The sequence below is a fragment of the Robbsia andropogonis genome (assembly GCF_000970345.1).
GTDB classification, from domain to species: Bacteria; Pseudomonadota; Gammaproteobacteria; order Burkholderiales; family Burkholderiaceae; genus Robbsia; species Robbsia andropogonis.
The window spans coordinates 1-16,450 of the sequence record NZ_LAQU01000033.1 but is presented as its reverse complement, the minus strand read 5'-3'; the positions used below and the strand labels follow the sequence as shown (position 1 = coordinate 16,450).

Annotated in this window: 17 protein-coding genes; 10 read left to right on the top strand and 7 right to left on the bottom strand. The window is 62.0% G+C overall.

What is annotated here, in order from left to right; all coding sequences use genetic code 11:
• Positions 1 to 22: 22 nt before the first annotated feature.
• The 7 genes from WM40_RS21460 to WM40_RS21430 all read right to left on the bottom strand — a co-directional run bounded on the left by WM40_RS21460 (position 23) and on the right by WM40_RS21430 (position 7,305).
• Positions 23 to 1,414, bottom strand: coding sequence for an MFS transporter (locus WM40_RS21460; protein WP_201779161.1), 1,392 nt, complete (start codon positions 1,412 to 1,414; stop codon positions 23 to 25).
• Positions 1,415 to 1,515: 101 nt separating this feature from the next.
• A complete protein-coding gene (locus tag WM40_RS21455) occupies positions 1,516 to 2,892 on the bottom strand; it encodes an acyl-CoA dehydrogenase family protein (RefSeq protein WP_082103088.1) in 1,377 nt (458 codons plus the stop codon).
• 8 nt (positions 2,893 to 2,900) lie between these two features.
• A complete protein-coding gene (locus WM40_RS21450) occupies positions 2,901 to 3,422 on the bottom strand; it encodes a nuclear transport factor 2 family protein (RefSeq protein ID WP_046153921.1) in 522 nt (173 codons plus the stop codon).
• Entirely contained in the window at positions 3,419 to 4,765 is a 1,347-nt protein-coding gene (locus WM40_RS21445) for an acyl-CoA dehydrogenase family protein (protein ID WP_082103087.1), read from the bottom strand. Before WM40_RS21445 ends, WM40_RS21450 begins: the two co-directional genes overlap by 4 nt.
• The gene (locus WM40_RS21440) at positions 4,746 to 5,387 is read right to left on the bottom strand and encodes an NADPH-dependent FMN reductase (RefSeq protein ID WP_046153919.1); all 642 of its coding nucleotides are present in this window, start codon (positions 5,385 to 5,387) and stop codon (positions 4,746 to 4,748) included. Before WM40_RS21440 ends, WM40_RS21445 begins: the two co-directional genes overlap by 20 nt.
• Positions 5,384 to 5,989 carry a nitroreductase family protein gene (locus tag WM40_RS21435; RefSeq protein WP_082103086.1) on the bottom strand — a complete coding sequence of 202 codons (606 nt, stop codon included), beginning with the start codon at positions 5,987 to 5,989 and terminating at the stop codon, positions 5,384 to 5,386. Before WM40_RS21435 ends, WM40_RS21440 begins: the two co-directional genes overlap by 4 nt.
• A 26-nt stretch (positions 5,990 to 6,015) precedes the next feature.
• Positions 6,016 to 7,305, bottom strand: coding sequence for an acyl-CoA dehydrogenase family protein (locus tag WM40_RS21430; RefSeq protein ID WP_046153918.1), 1,290 nt, complete (start codon positions 7,303 to 7,305; stop codon positions 6,016 to 6,018).
• A gap of 235 nt (positions 7,306 to 7,540) precedes the next feature.
• Here WM40_RS21430 and WM40_RS21425 point away from each other — a divergent pair, with 235 nt between their 5' ends.
• The 10 genes from WM40_RS21425 to WM40_RS21385 all read left to right on the top strand — a co-directional run.
• Entirely contained in the window at positions 7,541 to 9,172 is a 1,632-nt protein-coding gene (locus WM40_RS21425; RefSeq protein ID WP_046153917.1) for a hypothetical protein, read from the top strand.
• A 276-nt stretch (positions 9,173 to 9,448) separates the two neighbouring features.
• Positions 9,449 to 9,871, top strand: coding sequence for a nuclear transport factor 2 family protein (locus WM40_RS21420; RefSeq protein WP_046153938.1), 423 nt, complete (start codon positions 9,449 to 9,451; stop codon positions 9,869 to 9,871).
• A gap of 560 nt (positions 9,872 to 10,431) precedes the next feature.
• Positions 10,432 to 11,217 carry a beta-ketoacyl synthase chain length factor gene (locus WM40_RS21415; protein WP_046153916.1) on the top strand — a complete coding sequence of 262 codons (786 nt, stop codon included), beginning with the start codon at positions 10,432 to 10,434 and terminating at the stop codon, positions 11,215 to 11,217.
• Positions 11,210 to 12,055, top strand: coding sequence for a lysophospholipid acyltransferase family protein (locus WM40_RS21410; RefSeq protein WP_236693628.1), 846 nt, complete (start codon positions 11,210 to 11,212; stop codon positions 12,053 to 12,055). The genes WM40_RS21415 and WM40_RS21410 overlap by 8 nt, the downstream gene beginning before the upstream one ends.
• Positions 12,036 to 12,359: a phosphopantetheine-binding protein gene (locus WM40_RS21405; RefSeq protein WP_046153915.1), complete on the top strand. Its 324-nt coding sequence runs from the start codon at positions 12,036 to 12,038 to the stop codon at positions 12,357 to 12,359. Before WM40_RS21410 ends, WM40_RS21405 begins: the two co-directional genes overlap by 20 nt.
• Positions 12,356 to 12,607, top strand: coding sequence for an acyl carrier protein (locus tag WM40_RS21400; protein WP_046153914.1), 252 nt, complete (start codon positions 12,356 to 12,358; stop codon positions 12,605 to 12,607). Before WM40_RS21405 ends, WM40_RS21400 begins: the two co-directional genes overlap by 4 nt.
• Complete coding sequence (locus WM40_RS21395) at positions 12,604 to 13,110, top strand: COG4648 family protein (RefSeq protein ID WP_052738446.1); 507 nt, start codon at positions 12,604 to 12,606, stop codon at positions 13,108 to 13,110. The genes WM40_RS21400 and WM40_RS21395 overlap by 4 nt, the downstream gene beginning before the upstream one ends.
• Positions 13,104 to 13,247, top strand: a complete 144-nt coding sequence (locus WM40_RS30940; RefSeq protein WP_201779160.1) for a hypothetical protein — start codon at positions 13,104 to 13,106, stop codon at positions 13,245 to 13,247. Before WM40_RS21395 ends, WM40_RS30940 begins: the two co-directional genes overlap by 7 nt.
• On the top strand, positions 13,244 to 15,274 hold the full coding sequence (locus WM40_RS21390; RefSeq protein WP_052738445.1) for an AMP-binding protein: 2,031 nt from the start codon (positions 13,244 to 13,246) through the stop codon (positions 15,272 to 15,274). The genes WM40_RS30940 and WM40_RS21390 overlap by 4 nt, the downstream gene beginning before the upstream one ends.
• A partial coding sequence (locus WM40_RS21385) for a glycosyltransferase family 2 protein (protein WP_046153913.1) occupies positions 15,271 to 16,450 on the top strand: 1,180 nt, incomplete at its 3' end. The genes WM40_RS21390 and WM40_RS21385, both read left to right, overlap by 4 nt.

Sequence of the window (16,450 nt, the reverse complement as noted above, 5' to 3'; positions counted from 1 at the left end):
CTTGTTCCCAACAGCGGATTGCCTAGAACGTGTCTCCTGGTGGTGTGGCGGTTTCCCGGGCCGTGAATCCCTCGTGTTCGGCAGGGTGAATCCATTCGGCAGGGTATTTCGGCAGGAAAAATGCAAGTAGTACGGCCAGGCCGGTGAGCGCGGTCAGTACGCCAAACGGGACGGAATAGCTGCCCGTGGCCATCTGCATGATGCTTACCAGGAAAGGCGAAAGTCCGAGCGACAGTGTCGAGATGGCGAGCGTGAGGCCTTGGAGCTGGGCGAAGCATTTCAGGCCGAAATAGCGGGCGATGAGGAATGGCCCCAATGATGATTCCGCGCCTGTGGCAAAGCCGAGGCAGGCGGTAGCCAGGAATAGCAAGGGAACGTTGCCGTGATTGAAGTAGGAAAGGAGAAGGCCGATCGGCACGACCGCGAAGATGGGGACGACGATCCACGGGCGGCGAGAGCGGTCGAGCGTCAGGCCACCCAAGAGCAAGCCGACGATCGAGGCAATGAAAAGCACCGATTGCGATATCGCGACGATCGCCGGATCGAAGCCCCGTTCCGCAAAAAAACTGACCGCATTCTGCCGTACGGCCATGGGGCCCGCTGCAGCCAGCGCCAGGGACACGGTGATGAATATCCAGGTGTGGGTCCGCAACGCCTTGCGCAGCGGGACACCGGGGACGTCGCGCAGGTCCAGCTCGGCCGGGTTTTTCGGAAAGGCTGGCTCGGCGGGCGCGTAGGCGGGTTCGGATAGAAGGAACAGCGTGGCCGGAATCGCGATGATCGCTATCGAGGCTGCAACGGCATAGTAGGTGCCGTCCCATCCAAGGCCGGCAAACCCTGACTTATTGCCGTCGATTGCCCATTGGGACACCGGGGAGAATACGGCGCTGGCCAAACTCGATACCATGCCGATGAGCGCGAAACCGATGCCGCGGTGGCGCGGGAACCATCCTGTGACCACCTTGAAGACCACGGCAAGGCTGGCCATGAACCCAAACACCGACGCGAGCACGATGACAAGGCCAAAAAGCCAGGGCAAGGCGCTGCTCAAAGGTATCAGCGCTGTCATTACGGCGTACAGGACAGACGCCGGAATGGCGACCCGTTTCGCGCCCCATCGGTCCACCCAGGCACCAGCGATCGGCAGGATCAGCGGTGCGATCAACAGCGGAATCGCCACGAAGAGCAGGATTGCCTCCGGCATCGGCTTGCCGGTGTGGGCCGCGAATGATGCGGTGATGAAGGGCATCATCGCCGACAGTCCCGCCGGACTGAGGGTCATCAGGATGAAGCATCCGAGAAGCGCGGCTTTTGCCTTGGCAGGGGCTTGTAGCAAATCGATAAGATAGGTCTGCCACGATGCTTTGGGCGGCGGGTGACCATGAAATGAGGATCGGTCGGCAATCTGTTCCAAGTTTGTCTCCTTTGGGTGAGGATAGGCGTTTTTTCCTAGCCGCTTGACCGCACGTCACGATATGTTTTTTTAGTGTGACGGCGGGTGATGTTAGGTATCCATCATATTTTCGCAAGACCCGGCGGTGGTCCCGGTGGAAAGCCCGGGCGTGGTCCCGGCGGGAAACCGGAAGGCGGGCCCGATGGGGCGCCGGACGGCGGCCCGGAGGACGGGGCCAACGCGGCCAGCATGGGAAACGGCTTCAAACCGAATAGGTCGCGGCCATTGATTTCGGCCATCGGATCCACCCGGAAAGCGCCATGCGTCGCCAGAACGTGAATATCGCGAACGAAACGCTGTATCGGGTTGCTAAGGCTGACTGTCGAGGATCCCAGCGCAAGCTGAAGGCCATCGACGGTCTGGAGGCATTGATGGATCTGATGCACGAGATCCATCGTGATTTCCGGTTCGTCCGGCGGAAAGAAATCCTCTCCTGCGATGGCACGACGGTCGACCTCGTCGGCATGACGGTAGATCACCGCCTCGGCAGCATTGATGACCGCGCGTGCCTTTCCCGCCACCACCTGGATACTGACCATCTCGGACATGGTGGCATAGGGAAGATTGAAAGGCGGGCGCTTTTTTGCTTGTTCGATGAATGCCGTCAACGCGCCTTTGGCCATGCCGCAGGCAAGTGCCGCGAAGGAGACCGTCATCGCCACCATCGAGCCGATGGGGCTATGCTGAAAGCCCAGGCCCTGGTATTTGCCCCGGAGTCCGTCGATGAGCCCGATCAACTCGTCCATATGAACGACGCGATAGTCCGGTACGAATACTTCTTCCTCGGCCCGCACGCTGTTGCTTGATGTCGCCGCCAGTCCCATGACCTTCCAGTCATCGACGATCTGGTACTGGTCTTTCGACAATATCGCCATCGCGCGGCGCTCGGCGCCGGTTTTCGGGTCGGTATACGCAATGCCGACCGATCCCCAGGCTGCAACGCGGCACCCGCTGCCGAATGGCCATTTGCCTTTGACCATGTAGCCGCCTTCGACTTTGCGACCATCACCTACATGGGGCGCCAGGATCGTTGCACCGAACATCAACGGCCCCACCCATTTGTCCGCGTCGCTGAACACTTCGTTCCGTGCGCGCTCGGGAAAAGCGAGGGTGTTCCGTGCGGCGCTCGAGACGATCACCGTCCAGCCTGCGGAGGCATCGGCGAGACCGAGTGCGTTGATGATCTCGGCGCTGTCACGCGCGCCGAGTGCATAGCCACCAAGCTCGATCGGAAGCGTGATCTTGAATACGCCGGCTTCGTGCAGCGCCTCGAGCGTCGCCGGGGCGAGCATCCCGAGTTTTTCTCCCTCCGCGGCGTGCGCGCGCAACAGTTCCAGGTTGCGTATCACGTTATCGCGGATGCGTCGTCCGGTTTCGCTGCTATAGGCCGATTCCGGAAACTTCGGGGTTGTCCCGGGAAAACGGAAATCTTTGTTCATGGCACGCCTCAATTCTTTTGCGGTGGAAACGGGTCGGCCATTTTTCTGAAGGTGCTCCAGTGCTCGGTGAGTTTGCCGCCGCGCACCCGGAACACCGTGATCATGTACCAGTCATAGGTCTGGCCAGGAGCGGTTGGATCAGGCGTCGGCTCCTTCATCATGATGCAGCCGAGTTCCCCCTCGACGATCACGCTCACCACGGGAGGGGGGGTGACACCGCTCAGGGGAACGCGACGAAAATGCTCGATGAGCAGCGCGCGGCCGTTGCCCGGCGCGTTTGGATCGTGCTGGATATAGTCCTCTGCCACGAAACGCGTCATCACCGCCTCGACGTCCCGCTGCACGGTGTTATCCCGCACCATGCGGGCGAGCTCTGCCTCGAACTCGATGAGCAGCCGCTTGGTTGCCGTGATCTCCGGCGAGGGAGAGGCCGCCAATGCCTCGATATAGTCTGGCCGGTCAAGCCAGGTCAGGTACAGCTCCGGATTGTGAATCTGGGCCACGCCATCGACAATGGTGAAATCGCTCATCGGTTCACAAACTCCTTTTTGATTTGATTGTCGCGGGTCGGCACGGCGCCGCCGAACATCGGGAACGGCTCGCGCCCCAGGATGCGGCGGCCGTTTTGTTCCGATTGCGGATCAACGCGGATCGCGCCGTGTGACGTCAGAACCCGGACATCGCGCGCAAAGCGTTGAATCGGATTTTTCAGCGACATCGACGAAGATCCGATCGTCTTTTGCAGCAGGGTGATCGCGTCTTCGCAAAGATTTCCCGCATACGCAAGGCTCAGGCTGAATTCGGATTCCTCTTCGATGCCGAAATCCAGGCCGGCCGCTGTTCTCGCGTCCAACTGGTCCGCGCAGCCCTCGATCGTCGCGGCCGCGACCTTGATCATGGCCAGGGATTTACCCGCGGCCACCTGGACGGACGCCATGTCTGCGATGGTGGGATAGGGCAGGCTGAACGGCTTGCGTGTCTGCGCCTGCTCCGCGAAGCACGCCAGCGCGCCACGGGCCATGCCCAAGGCGATGGCGATATTGGTGAGGGTTACCGTAAGCAACTGGGCGAGACCGCGCTGCTGGAAACCGGCACCTTGGAACCGGTCGCGAATGAGCTGCATTTGTAGCGGAAATTCCGCCAGATCGAGGAATCGATGGTCCGGTACGAACTGTTCCTCGATGATCTCCAGACTGTTGCTTGCCGTGCCGGACAAGCCCATGACATGCCAGTCGTCGAGTATCGTGTATTGTTCGCGCTGGACTACGACGACGCCGCGGCCGGAACCGCCGCCGGACGCCGGGTCGTACTCGATGCCGAGCAATGCCCATTTGGCATGTTTGCAGCCGCTGCCAAAAGCCCAGCGACCCTTGACCATCCACGCTCCGTCGACCTTGCGCGCATCGCCGACCTTCGTCGCATACACGGAAGCGCCAACGATGACCGGGCCGGCCCAACCCTGGGTGTCGACGCGGACTTCCTCGATGACCTGGGGCTTCAGCGCGAGGAGGTTCTTCATGCCCACGCCGACGAAAGCGGCCCAGGCGGCGGAGCCGTCCGCCTCGCCAAGAATACTGATGATCTCGACGAGATCGCGCGCGCCAAGCGCATGCCCCCCCCATTCGATGGGCATTCCCATCTTGAAAATGCCGGCGTCCGTGATGGCGCGAAGCACATCGGGTGTCAGCGAACCGAGCCGTTCGCCTTCTTGCGCTTGTTCACGGATGAGCGGTATCAGCGCGCGTACCTTGGCGGCGATGTCGCGGCCGGTATCGGTGATCCAAGGGGAATCCACGGAACCGGTCGGCACCATGGGCGGGAGGGGCGGCAGGCCAGTCCCGAGCGGCGGCCGGTCAATCTGGATCTGTGACATAGCGAGTTTCCTTGCTGACGTTTTCAAGTGGTGTTGACTGTGACGCGTACTGTGCGGACCATCCCGCGAATTCGACGACCTGACGACCAACCAATTCGAGCTGATTGACGACGGTCTGGTCATGGCAGATACCGTCGGAAAAGATTTTTCCGCTCGTGTTGATGGCGGCCCCCATGGGCGTCGGCCAGCCACGTAGTGCATGAACGATCGATCGCAGCGCGCCGAGAGTGCCGCCAGTTGCTTGCCAGCCATAGGCGGTGGCGATCAATCCGACGGGTAACCCGTCCAGATAGACGCGCTTGTCCTTGGCCATTTCCTCGAGGTAATCAATGGCGTTCTTGACCAGACCCGAGATGGTGCCGTGATACCCTGGGCTTGCGATAATGAGGCCATCCGCCGCGCGAACCGCCTCGATCAACGCTTTTCCTTCACCGTCGCGCGCGCTGCCGCCCGGCACGTAATGCGGCAGGGCCAGCAGTGCCTCGCAGCCGAAGCGCTGCGTCCGGCCTCCCGCTGCCTGTGCGGCCGACAAGGCAATGGCCAGTGCTTGTTCCGTGGACGAGCCTTTGGCGGCCGTTCCGCCGATCCCGACGATAAAAGGCCTGTCCGAAGACGTCTTCATGACCGGAAGCCTCCCTTGAACACCAATTCCTCCACCGGTCGCCGAGCGTTGGGCTGCTCGCGCTCCTGCAAGGGCGGGGGCAGCACGCGCTTGTCTCCCAGCTTGCCGATAGCGATCACCGTTTCAACCCGATAGGTGTCGGCGGGCACATCGAGCGCCGTATAAGCGCGTTCGACGTCGAACCCGGCCATTGCGTGCGTGCACCATCCGAGCCGCGTTGCCTGCAAGGCGAGATAACCCCAGGCCGCGCCGGCGTCGAGCGAATGACTGTAAGAGGGTAGCGGCCCAGGAGCACCCGGTGGTTGCGCGGTGGTGGCCGATACCAGGAAGACCAGCGCGGAGGCCCGCGCGGCCCAGCCCTGGTTCATCGGCACGAGAAGATCGAACAGCGTCGACCATTCCGGCGTATCCCGGCGGGCATAGATGAAGCGCCACGGTTGCGAGTTAAAAGAGGACGGAGCCCAATGCGCCGCTTCGAAGAGGGTCATCAACTCTTGATCGGAAATAACGGCTTCCGCATCGAGTGCACGGGGCGACCAGCGCTCGAGAAAGATCGGGTCGATGGCGTAAGTCGATGAGCGATTGTTGGATGACAAAGACATAGTGGATTTTCTCTGTGTGAAAGGGATTAGCGCTGTGCCAGACCGCCTGCGAACATGTTGAACGGCGGAAGACCCAGCACGTGCCTGCCCGCGATTTCGGCGGCCGGGTCCCGACGGATGGCACCGTGCGTCAGCATTACCCGAGCGTCGCGGGCAAAGCGTTGAATGGGGTTGCGCAGACTGACCGTCGAGGAGCCGATGCAAAGCTGCATCTCGTCTATTGCCTCGCCACAAAGATTCGCGGCGTAGACCAGGCTCATCGTGGCAAGGGATTCTTCACGCGGCATGAAGTCTTCGCCGCGACGGGTGCGGGCATCCACTTCGTCGGCGGTCTGCAGGATCAATGCTTCCGCGGCCTTGATCCGGGCGTGCACGCGTCCGGCGACAACCTGCGTTGACGCCATCGCCGCGACCGTTTCATAAGGGAGGTTGAACGGTACCCGCTTGTTTGCCTGTTCGATAAAGCAATCGAGACAGCCTCGGGCCATACCCAGGGTAATCGCTATATTGGCGAGCGCCGTCGACAGCATCGTTGCCAGCGGTCCCATCCGATACGTAAGGCCTTCGTATTTCTGCGGCAGCGCGCCCAGGGCGACCGGGAGATCGGCATGGCGGACGACGCGATAGGCCGGAACGAAGATCTCCTCGCGGGCGACGATACTGTTGCTCGAACTCGCGGCCATGCCCATGACATGCCAGTCGTCGAGGATCTCGTACTGATCCTTGGAGATCAGCGCCAGGCCGCGGACCGGCTTGTTCTCCTCTTCCCATTCGATACCAACAACGGCCCATGCGGCATAACGACAACCGCTGCCGTACATCCACTTGCCGGTGACCATGAATCCGTCACTGGTACGTCTGGCCTGTCCGACGATGTTGGAAAAGATAGAGGCTCCCACCGCCGCGGGCCCGACCCAGTCCGGTATTTGCTTCGACACCTCGTCCACCGCTTGCGGACTGAAGGCTAGGACCATGCGGATACCGGATGCCGCAAAGCCGCTCCATCCCGCCGAGCCGTCCGCATAAGACGCAGCGGCAATCACCTCGACCAGATCGCGCGCGCCGAAGGCCGAGCCCCCCCATGCCGCCGGCAGCGTAATGCGAAAGAAGCCGGTCTTGTCCAGGGCCTGCAATGCTTCCGGTACGAGCGCCGTCTCTTTCTCGCTCTGCCATGCGGTGTCGCGCAAGAGCGGCGTCAACGCCATGATCGCGTCGCGCATCTTCACCGCTTCGGGACTGGGGCCGGGGGCGGGGGCATCGACGGGCGGTGCGCCAGGTCCGGCGCGGAAATCCACCGGCTTGCTGAGTGTGTTCATTTCATTTTCATTGGGGGTTGGACACGGCCCGATAGTGGCGCGCACCTGGTGAGGAACAAAGTCTCAGAGGGTTACGCGCAATCGACGACGGTCGCCGTCCCTCGGGTCACACATTGCCGTCGCATCGACGTCAATCTGTGACGTGATGTGACCTACGCCTGCATGGCGCGATGTGATGTGAGCCAAAAAAATGGATAGAATGGGCCAATCCGAATGCGCGATATGCGAGCACAGCATGGTTCCAAGTGTCGTCACGACCGTTGAACTGCAAGAGGAGCGCGTGACCACGGCGCTTCATGCTGTGCTGCAAAGCGAAACCTTCCGTCGCGCGAAGCGTCTGCGGGAGTTGCTGCGCTATTTGGTATCCGAGACGCTGGCGGGCCGCGGTGATCGTTTGAAACAATTCACGATCGCGGTGGATGCGTTTGGTCGTGATGGTGGCTTCGACCCGCGGATTGAAACGAGTGTGCGTACCGAAGCCTGGCGACTGAGGACGCGGTTGGAGCGCTACTACCGGACCGAGGGCGCGATGGACCTGGTGCGAATTTCCTTGCCCAAAGGTGGATTCGCACCGACGTTCCAGTTCAAGACCGGAAGCATCGCGACGACGGCGTCAACGACAACCACAACGACAGCGATGGCGGCGGTGCGCTCGCCGGTGCGCGAACAGCCTCGGCCCCGGTTGCTGGTTTTGCCGTTCTCTGGCTTGAATATCGAAGACCCCTATCTGGTCGCGTCTTTCCACGACGAGATCAGCCTGTATCTCGCCAACCTGCCGAGTCTGGCCGTGCTATCACGCGGCTCCAGCCAGAAATTCGGCCAGGCGACGATGGATCTCCCACTTATCGTTCGTGCCTCACAGGTGTCCTACGTCATGGAGGGCAGCCTTTTCCGGCAGGGCAGTACCTATCGATTGAATCTGGGAATCGTCGACCCGATACGCGATGTGACCGTCTGGTCGGGACGCCATGAACAGCAAGTCGATGACATGATGGGTTTCCAACGGAAGGTGGCAACCGATGTTGCCGCTTCCGTTCATGCCTGGCTCGATTCCAAATCCGGCACCATGACGGGTGAGGACGAGATGGCGCCGCGTTATGTATTGCGGGATAACGTGCTGTTGCGAGAGTATTTGCGTGGCGCGATCCGGGACCGGACGGCAAGTGAGCAGGTCGCCCTTGGATTGGGGCGTCTCACGTCCGGGTATGTGGATGAAGCGTCGACGATGTTCAACCAGGCGATCATGGCGAGTCCGGCGGATGGTCTGCCCCATACCGCGATGGGGTTGGGGCATCTTCAGTCCGGACGGCTGCGGGAGGCATTCGTTGCCGCGAAGCGTGGTGTGGAGCTGGCGCCGCGCTCTGCCTTCGCGCTTTCCTCGCTTGCCGCGATTTGCATGCATATGCGCGACTTCGACGACGCGATCATGTTTGCCCAGAGATCCGTGGCGCTGGCGCCGGAGTTCGATGCGGTAAAACTGTTGCTGGGCGACTGCTTTCTTTACGCAGGACTCCCCAAAACCGCCGTCGCGCAATTGGAGGAAACCTCTCGTCTCATGGACGAACATCCCATAGCATTGGCGCATCTCGGCTACGCCTATGCCCAAACCGGACAGGAAGCCAAGGCAAGGGGGATACTGAACGTTCTACAGAACGATAGCGTAAATCCCGATGGCCCCAACTCGGCGGCGATGACCTTGATTCATGCCGGATTGCACGAGGTAGAGCAGGCCTTTCACTGGCTGGATCGCACACTGATGTCGCGCACGCATATCCAGGAGTTGCTGCTACTCACTTCGCCTGCTTACGATATCCTGCGCTCCCACCCCCATTTCAATTCCCTCGCGGGTTCTCTTAAAGCGTCCTAGACCTTATCGCGGAAACGATCACGCGACCTTCTGTGACTTCCGCCCGCTGTTTCCCGTCGGTCATACTCCCCAACCAGCATCCTGACGCACCGACGTAGCAGGTGGCATGGGTCGTCGGCCATGCGGGGTAGCCTGGCGTCGCACCCATGGATGTGACGACCGCGCAGGCCTTATCGACATGCGTGGCAATGGCACCCACGTCATCGTTTTTGCGGTCTTCCGCAAAAACGATGGGGCCCGTGCTTATACGATGTAGTCATACGGAAAATGAAAAACATGACGAATCAACTCCAATCGACGGACCAAGCGGCGCGCAACCGGCAGCTCGTGATCGATTTCTACCGGCATGTGTTTGATGCCCGGAATCCCGCGGCGGTGAAGGATTTCGTGACGGAAGACTACCAGCAGCATAGTGCACATCTGCCCAGCGGCCGCGCTGGCCTGGAGGCGCTCGTAGCCGAGACGTTTCGCGGTCTGCCGTCCTTGCCGGTTCGGCCGGAACTTATGATTCCGCCGACACTTCTCGTTGCCGAAGGCGATATCGTCGTTATCGCGGGCGAGTTCCCTCAGCCCGAACCGGACGACCCGACGCGCACCTATCCCTTTTTCGTGTTCGACGCGTATCGTGTGCGCGATGGAAAGCTCGCTGAACACTGGAGCGGCATAAACAAGATCGCACCCCCCAAGCACCCGCAATAGCCTGGTGGACCGTCCACGCGGAAATGGACCTCGTCCGTGACCAGCAAGGACGCATGAAAAATCTGAAACGGATGGACTTCCGATTGTAAGTAGACAGATCCCTCGCATCTCGCGGCCCATGGATCTGAGCCAGGTGGTCCCGTCCGGGTGCGACCGATGCGACAAAAACCCTTGGTTGATTGTCGCCGCCGCCCCTGCCGCGGACATAGCGCCCAACAGGCTCCTTTTATTTTCGCCCTCTTACGTGGCGCCGCGCCACGGTCCGGCGTGATGCACGCCGACGTAATGCAAGGTGTTGTATCAAACGGTATCTTAGAATCCGTGTTTTTCTGGCGACTCGCAACGGTCAGTTGACGTGATTTCCGAGATCGGGGCCGCTCACGATGCCGCGCCATTTCTGGATGGTGTAAAAATACGTCGTGCCACGGCTGTATAGTTTTGTAACATTCGGTATAATCCCGCCGGTTTACCTGCACTATCGTGCAGGTTTGCACGCCCGTACCCGTTATTGAAGACACGCGGATGGACTTCGGGTTTATTGGCTCCCTGGCGGTATAGAGATGACCGATTTGCACTGGACCGTGCCCGTTGTGCGCTGGGCGACGGCACCGGCGACCTTATCACCGTCGACCGGCCTCGACTATATCGATCCGATGCTTCGTCGTCGTCTGTCGAACCTGTCACGCATGGCGCTGGTCGCCGCCGTGGCGTGTCTTCGCGATCCAGCGCCGGGAGACGAAGCAAGCACGATGTCCGGCGAGGGCGCGCCCGAATTGCCACGGCAACAAACGTTGCATCCGGCTGTGTCGTCGACGGCGGGCGCTCCTACGGGCGTACGCATGGTCTTTGCGTCACGTCACGGTGAGTTGCGCCGCAGTACCGATATCCTGCGCGCGATCAGCGCCGGCCAACCGGTGTCTCCCACCGCATTCAGCCTTTCGGTGATGAATGCGATGACCGGGGTGTTCAGTATCGCCCGGCATGACCGCAGCGCCTCGAGTGCGATGTCGGCTGGGCCTGAGACATTGGGCTATGCCTTGCTCGAGGGCTATGCGCAATACGTGAGCGATCCGACGTCTCCGGTGCTGGTGGTGTATGCAGATGAAACGGCGGACCCCATTTTTGGGGCGATCCAGGATGAGGTCGAGGGCGGCGCGGTAGCGGTTTTGATTTCCCGTAATGGACAGGGCTATTTGACGTGCGGCATGGTTTGCGACGGTGCAGTGCCGCAGAGCGCGACCTGCGCGACGCAGAGCGCGGCATTGCGCCAGGTGCTGACACATGGCGGTGCGGCCACGTGGCGTGGTGCCGCTTGCTACTGGACGTGGAGCTGGGCGGATGCGTGACGCCATGGTGGTCCGGTCAGGGCCTGTCAATCAGGGATGGCGTCTGCTGGCCACCGGGATGGCGTTTGTCGTCTTCGGTGTGAGCGGTGCGGCCTTCTCCGCGTGTTTCTTGCCATTGATGCTGTTATGGCCGCATCGGGCGTCGCGGCAACGTGCGGTTGTTTTTGGGATTCACTGTTTTTTTCGCAGTCTGGTCGCGGCGTTGCGATGGTTGCGGGTCATGCATGTGGATGCGCGCGGCGTGGCGCGATTGCGGCAGCGGGGCCCGTGCATCGTCGTCGCGAATCATCCGACCTACCTGGATGTAATGGTCCTGTTGTCGATGACGCCGCGCGCATGCTGCGTGGTGAAGAAGGCGCATTGGGGCAACCCTTGTTTCTGGGGGATCGTGCGGGCCGCGGCGTATGTCAGCAACGCCGATCCCGAAGCCCTGGTACGCGACGGTGCCCGGCGACTGGCGGAAGGCTATACGGTGATCGTCTTCCCGGAAGGCACGCGCAGTCCAGGACCGGATCGCTTGCATGCCTTTTCGCGCGGTTTCGCGCATATGGCATTGCAATCGCATGCTGACGTGTTGCCGGTGCTGATGCACTGTTCGCCTCCGGCGTTTACAAAGCGTATGCGGTGGTATGACGTGCCGCCACGGGCTTTTACCGTCCATGTGCGTGTACTGGAACCGCTTGGCATGGCGCGGGCCGAACCGGTGCGGCCAACACCGGAAGCAGTCGACCGGAAAGTCGGCACGCCGTCACTGGCATTGGCGGCGCGGCGTCTTACCGCGACGGTTGAAACCTTGATGTATCAGCGCTTGAAGGACCATGGATTCATTGAAACGTGAGTTGAAGCAGTTGTTGATCGATGCGTTGGACCTCGAGGACATGACCCCCGCGGACATCGATGATGACGTGCCGTTGTTCGAGTCCGATGGGATCGGCCTGGATTCCATCGATGCGTTGGAGATCGGCATCGTCTTGCGCAAGCACTACGGCCTGACGATCGCGGCCAATGACGCAAGCACGCATCAACATTTCCGGTCCATCTCGACGTTAGCCGCGATGATTGTGGCCGCGCGGGCCGATGGCGGCGCGACCCCGCCGGAGACGGCGGCGGCACGGGATAACGGTAATGGAGAAACGGTGTGACGGAACAAGATATCCTCGATCGCCTTCGCGACATTTTTGAAGAGAATTTTGAGATATCGCCATCCCGCGTCACGCCGGATGCGCATTTGTTTTCCGATCTCGATCTCGACAGCATCGATGCGGTCGACCTTGCAATCAAGCTGCAGGAAATGACGGGACGGCGGCTGCAGCCGGAGGAGTTCAAAGCTGTACGGACGGTAGGTGACGTGGTCCGCGCCGTGGAATCATTGCTCGCCACGCAGCAATGATGCTGGCGGTCGCGCGTGTCGCGGTGCGGCTGGCCTATCCGGCACTGATCCTCGGGAGTTGGCATTGGGAAGCGCCGCGTCTGATGGGGCTGTTGCTGCTCGCGCTGTTGTGGTTGCAGCGCGTGCTCGGCGGCGGCCTGATCGGGAGTGCGTTGCGGCGGATGTCGCCATTGAACTGGAGCGTTGCCGTCGCGTTGAGTGCCGCCTCCTGCGTGATCGCGTTGACCGGCGATGAACGGTTGCTGCGTTTATATCCGGCGTTCGTGAATATGGGATTGCTCGTCGCGTTTGCCGCGACGTTGCGGCGCGGACCATCGATGATCGAGCGCTTTGCCCGGCTGCAGACGCCAGATCTCGATCTGGCCGGCCAGGTCTATACACGCCGGGTCACCGCGCTTTGGTGTGTTTTTTCGTCGCCAACGGTGGCTTTTCCGTCTATACCGCGTGTTCCTGGACCGTTGAGGCGTGGGCGCTGTATAACGGCGTCATTGCCTATTTGCTGACGGGGACCTTGCTGTTGGGCGAATGGCTATATCGTCGTTTTGTCGTGCGTCTCCCTGGCGAGGAGTCGCGGGCCGCGCGGGAACCCGGTCACCGTGATGGCACCGTCGGCGACAACAAGGGCGGGGCACGGGCATGAATCGCCTCCTGCCGCTGCACCGGGTATTCTGCACGACGCCAATCGAGGAGGCGCAAGATCGGCGCGCGTCTGATGCACCCCGCTTTCGCGCCGATACCCTGCTGTGTTTTGATAAAGGCGCCTGGTTGTCCCACGGCGATTTCGTCGCTGCCGGTCGCAAGGTGAGTGCGTGGGCGCGCACCACGGCGCAGCGCCCCGTGCCACGTGTGCTGATCTTCCTGGACGACCCTTTCGATTTTCTTTGTGCCTTGTTCGGTACGATGGCCGCCGGATGTCGTCCGGTGTTACCTGCGCACGACGCGCCCGCCTATTGGGACACGCTTGCAGCGGCCGATGCATACGATGTCGTATTGAACGCCGATGTGTATGCACGGATTCTGGGCGCCGCGGCCGATGATGAGCGACGCGCGGCGAGCGATTCCGACCGCGCCGGCGAGCGTGGCACCGACGTGCCGCGGCGCTCGGCGCGCGCGGTGCGGCGACCGTCGGACAGGCCGACGGTGTCGACGGATGGACCGATCGATCCCCATGCGGTGCTGACCTTGTTCACGTCTGGCAGTACCGGTGCGCCCAAACCCCTTCACAAGACATTGGCGCAACTCGATGCGGAAATCCAGGGGTTTGCCGCACAATGGGGCGATATATTCGATGAGGTGATCTGCCAGTCCAGCGTGCCGCACCACCATATTTACGGACTGACGTTTTTCCTGCTATGGCCGCTGGCGGCAGGACGCCCATTCGACCGCGCGCGGTGCACTGGTCCGGGGGATTGGCAGGCACTGCCGCCACATCGGCCCCCGTCACGGGGCACCGATCACGTGGCGTCGCATTTCGGACGCCTGATCGTCTCCACGCCACCCCAGCTGTCACGTTGGCCTGCGTTGTCGGGCTTCGATACGTCGGCAGACACAGCGGTGCGATGCGCTTTCCTGTCGGCGGGCGCACCGTTGCCGCACGAAACGGCATGCGCGTATCTACGCACCTTCGGCGCGGCCCCGTTTGAAATCTATGGCAGCACCGAAACCGGGGCCATTGCGACGCGGCAGCAACGCCTGGGCGACCCCGACCCTTACTGGACGCCGTTGCCAGGACAGGCCGTCTGGCGTACCGACGCCGGTACCTTGGCGGTACGGTCCCCGCATCTGCTGGCGGGAAACGATCCGCTCATGGCGGATGAAGGTTTCCACACCGCGGATGCGGTCAGCTTTGTCGAGCATGTCGATAACGGCGATGGAGCGCGTGACGGCGGACGCGTGCCTGCCCGGTATTTTCGTCTGGAAGGGCGTATCGACCGCGTGGCGAAAGTGTCGGGCAAACGCGTGTCCTTGCCCGAAATCGAGAGGGCGCTGGAGGTGCATCCATTTGTACGGGAGGTTGCGGCCGTTACGCTGACGCAGGCCGATGTCCGGGAGCGGGAGCGTGTCGGCGCGGTGATCGTGCTGCGCGACGCAGGTAGCGCCGTGCTCTTCGAACAGGGGCGGGCCGCCGTGGTGAAATCATTGCGACGCCATCTGTCCTCGCATCTGGACCCGGTGGCGGTGCCGCATTACTGGCGCTTCCTATCCGCGTTACCGTACGACGCACGCGGCAAGTTGCCGGCCATGCAATTGCGTGCGGTGTTCGCGCCGTCGGGTACGCTACCGGACGTGTTGTCTTATGCGTCGATGCCGACATCGGACGGGGTGGTGCGGTGGCGTTACACGCTGCGGGTGGTCGCCTCGCTGGTGCAGTTCGACGGGCATTTCCCGATCCAGCCGATTCTGCCCGGTGTCGCGCAATTGGATTGGGCCGCACGATTCGCCTGCCGCCATGTCGACGCACTTGCCCGTGTCCGGTCGGTCGAGCAGTTGAAATTCACGGCACCGATCATGCCTGGGACCACGTTGACCTTGACGCTGACGCATCACGCGTCCCGCGGCCGCGTTGCATTCGTTTTCGAATCCGAGGGGCGTTCTTGCGCCAGCGGCCTGCTTTACTATGGCGACGACGATGCGGCTGCCTTGGCTTTGGAGGCAACGCGTCAATGAGTGCGTGCCGTCCTTGCATCGTCATTCCGATCTATAACCACAAGGATCAGATCGGGCAGACCGTCGCGCGCCTGGCGGTGCATCGTTTGCCGATCATCATCGTCAATGACGGCAGTGACGCCGCGACGCATGCGGTGCTAGACGCGCTTGCCACGCCGCCGAACACCAATGCGTCGCCGCCGGTGACGTTGTTGCATCTCCCGCGCAATGGCGGAAAGGGCGCGGCGGTGATGGCCGGATTGCTGGCGGCGCGTATGGCGGGATTTTCGCATGCGTTGCAGATCGATGCCGATGGCCAGCATGATGCGGCGGACGTCCCGCATTTCGTCGCGGCCGCCCGGGCGGCGCCGGGGGCCGTTATCGTGGGACGCCCGGTCTATGATGATTCGGTGCCGGCGGCACGCCTGTATGGACGGCTGCTGACCAATGTCTGGGTCTGGATCGAGACCTTGTCCCTGACGATCCGCGACGCAATGTGCGGCTATCGCATGTATCCCTTGGCTGCGACGTGCGCGTTGATCGACACGGTGCGCCTGCCGACCCGGATGGATTTCGACATTGAGGTCCTCGTGCGCCTGTACTGGCGTCGCCTGGCGTTTGTGACGGTGCCCACCCGGGTCGTGTATGCCGCGGGTGGCCTGTCCCACTTCGACATGCTATGGGACAACGTTCGCATCAGTCGCAGTCATACGCGCCTGGTGTGCGGCATGCTATTGCGCCTGCCGGTATTGCTGGCGCACAAGGTGATGTCGCGGCATCGGGACATCGTGCCGACGTCGGACCCGGCACACCGTGCCGGATGGTGGCGGATGCGCGAGCGGGGCAGCGGGCTCGGCCTGGCGTTGCTGGCGATGAGTCAGCGGTGGTTGGGCGCGCGCGTGACACGCTGGTGGCTGCACCCGGTGGTGGCCTATTTCCTGCTGACCGGCCGGGTCGCGCGTGCGGCGTCGTTCGATTATTTCGCGCGGCTTGCGCGTCATACGGGCGGCACGTCGCCGGTACCGGGATGGGCCAGTGCATACCGGCAGATGTTCGCCTTCGCCGAGTCGGGACTGGACAAGATGCTGGCCTGGTCTGGACGTCTGCCGATGTCGCGCGTCATTTTCGAGGACACCACCGCATTCGACACGCTGGTGCGCAGCGGCCGCGGCGCGTTGATCATCGGTGCCCATCTGG